Source organism: Actinomadura meyerae, from assembly GCF_900188445.1.
GTDB lineage: Bacteria > Actinomycetota > Actinomycetes > Streptosporangiales > Streptosporangiaceae > Spirillospora > Spirillospora meyerae.
In genome coordinates, this window is record NZ_FZOR01000102.1 from 1 (window position 1) to 2,532 (window position 2,532).

Consider the following 2,532-nt stretch of genomic DNA (forward strand, 5'->3'; position numbering starts at 1 on the left):
ACCCGTCTACCAGGGGCTTCTCTGCGTCCGAGGAGACTCCATCAACTCGCGATCATGCTGTGATCAATCGACCCGCCCGAGGATGAAAAAGGGTCCGTGCTGCCAGCAACGTCGCTGCCTCCCGGGCCGTACTGCGCCAGGCCGTACTCGTTGTTCAGGCCCGCCCCCCGCGTTCGGCGAAGATGGCCCTTTGCGCAGGTTGGTCGGCACCAGCGGGGGCCTCCGATCCGCAATCACAATCCACAGAACAACGAAATCTAGATGCCCAGAATGACGGTTCCGCGACAATTGCCGACAGCGCTCATGGAAGATAAAGAATCATGGTTGAATTCCGTTCCGAGAGCGCAACACAGCGCCCGGGCGGATATCATGGATACGTGAGTTTGATTGCGGGCGATCTTGACGCCGCGTCCACCGCTGAATTGGTGAACGCGGTATCGGCGATCGCCGCCGAGCTCGCTTCCCGCGACGCCTCCGACTCGCCGGCCGCCTGCCTGGAGTTGGCTGAGGAACTCGCCGCCGACACTGATCTGCTGGAGGCCGCGCTGGCCGGTTTCGTCGGCGTGGTGGATCGTGCGCGGGAGGTGCAGCGGTGGGGTTTCCCCTCCACCAGGTCGTGGCTGCGGTCGCGCATGGGCATGCGCGAATCCCGCGCCAAGGAACGGCTGACCCTGGCGCGGCAGCGCCACCGCCTGACGGAGGTCACCGAGCGGTGGACCACCGGTGAACTGTCGACCGGGTACGCCGCGACCATCGCCGAAGCCACCGCCCGCCTGGACGATGACGACTGCCCGGCCGCTGAGGACATCCTGCTGGACATGGTCGACCAGGGCTTTTCCGCGGGGAAGGTGGCCTCGTTCGGTAAGCGGATCCGCGAGGTCATCGCCGAACGCGACGGGCGCGAGCAAGCCCCCGAAGATGTGAAGCGGGGGTATGAGCGGTCGTGGATCGACTCGACCCGGTCGTTGGACGGTGGCCGCTACATCAAGGGCTGGTTGAACGCCGAGGACGCCGCGATCTGGGACGGCACCCTCGCACCGCTGGCCAAGCCCGCCGGGACCGACGACCATCGTGATCTGTCGGAGCGGACCGCGGCCGCGCTCACCGGTGTGTTGTCGGGTGGACACAGGGCCACCAAGGTCACCGTCATCTGCGACCTGGACACCCTCACCGGCGGCACCACCCCCGCCCGCCTCACCGACGGCACCCCCATCCCCGCAGCCCAAGCCCGCCGCATAGCCCTCAACGCCGGGGTGTCACCGCTGCTGCTCGGTCAGGGGAACACGCCGCTGTACCTGGGGCATCGGGTGCGGTTCGCCACCGTGCCGCAGCGGCAGGTGCTGGAGGCCCTGTACTCGACGTGCGCGGTGCAGGGATGTGAAGTGCCCGGGACGCTGTGCGAGGTGGACCACGTCCACGGCTGGGCCCTCGGCAACAGCCCCACCGACATCGACAAACTCGCCCTGTGCTGCGGCTGGCACAACCGCTACAAACACACCCACCCCGACCGCCTCCACATCACCAAGGCGCAGGACGGCCGGTACACCTACCGGCTCCACCCACCCGGCACCGACGCCCTGCACCAGCGAAGACGCCCACCACCCACATGGGCCGAAGCCGCCTGATCAACAGACCGATACCCGCCCCCGGCCGCCCCCGGCGGCACGGGCCGGGCCCGCCTGCCCACACCCCGGTGACCTGCCGCGTCAACTCCAGTGCATGGCCGAATGCTCGACCCCGCCTACCAGGTGCCCTATGGGCGCTCTCGGGCGACCGCATGCCCACACCGCCGCAGGTGCTCCCCCGACACCGGCCCCTACCCGCCCGCACCAGCCCGGCACCGTCCCCACCCTCCGCCCTCCCCTTGGCGGCCGTGACCACGAACATCCGCAGGCACACCCGTACCCGACCGGCCGCCACGGTGAGCGATCGGCTGTACTCCAGCAGCAAGCACCACCGGCATGGGGTGAACAACCAGTCCTGATCATCCGCACGGGCGGCTGATTTGGGCGTCTCCGGTGCTGCCGGGTTCGACACGCGATCTCACCGCGGGCCCGCGTCCACGGCATCATCGACGGGCTCACCAGCCGGACGATCGCCTGCTGCGCCGACGAGGGCTATGTCGGCGCGGACGGCGCGATCAGCAGGCCCCACACCGCCGACAGCACCGCCGGCTCGGGCAAGCGCAAGAGCTGTTCAACCGGCACCCACGCCCTAGGCCCGCCCGCCCGGTGATCAGGGAGCGCCACCCTCGAGAAAGACTGGCGCACCCTGCGGAAAGGCTCGCTGCTCACTAAGCCTCGATCCACCGATGGTGAATCGAGGTCGATCTCTCGGTCTTTTCGGGAGGACGGTCGAGTTATCGGCCGCCCGCGGGCAGGGGTGATCGGCTGGTCTGCCCAGCTTTTCCACGTGTTCGGTTCCGGTCGGGCCCTGGCGGGCGGTGGATAACGGCAGGTCAGCGGCTGTCGGGTGGGGCGTGGAGGGTGGTGAACAACTGCCGCCAGGCGTCGGCCCAGGGCCAGTTGCGGG

The 2,532-nt window shown here is 68.7% G+C and carries 1 protein-coding gene; it reads left to right on the plus strand.

Annotated elements, in window-relative coordinates:
• Positions 1-377 precede the first annotated feature (377 nt).
• Positions 378-1,625 (plus strand): HNH endonuclease signature motif containing protein, encoded by a 1,248-nt coding sequence (locus CHF16_RS39050; protein WP_179271936.1) that lies wholly within the window; start codon positions 378-380, stop codon positions 1,623-1,625.
• Positions 1,626-2,532: the final 907 nt, after the last annotated feature.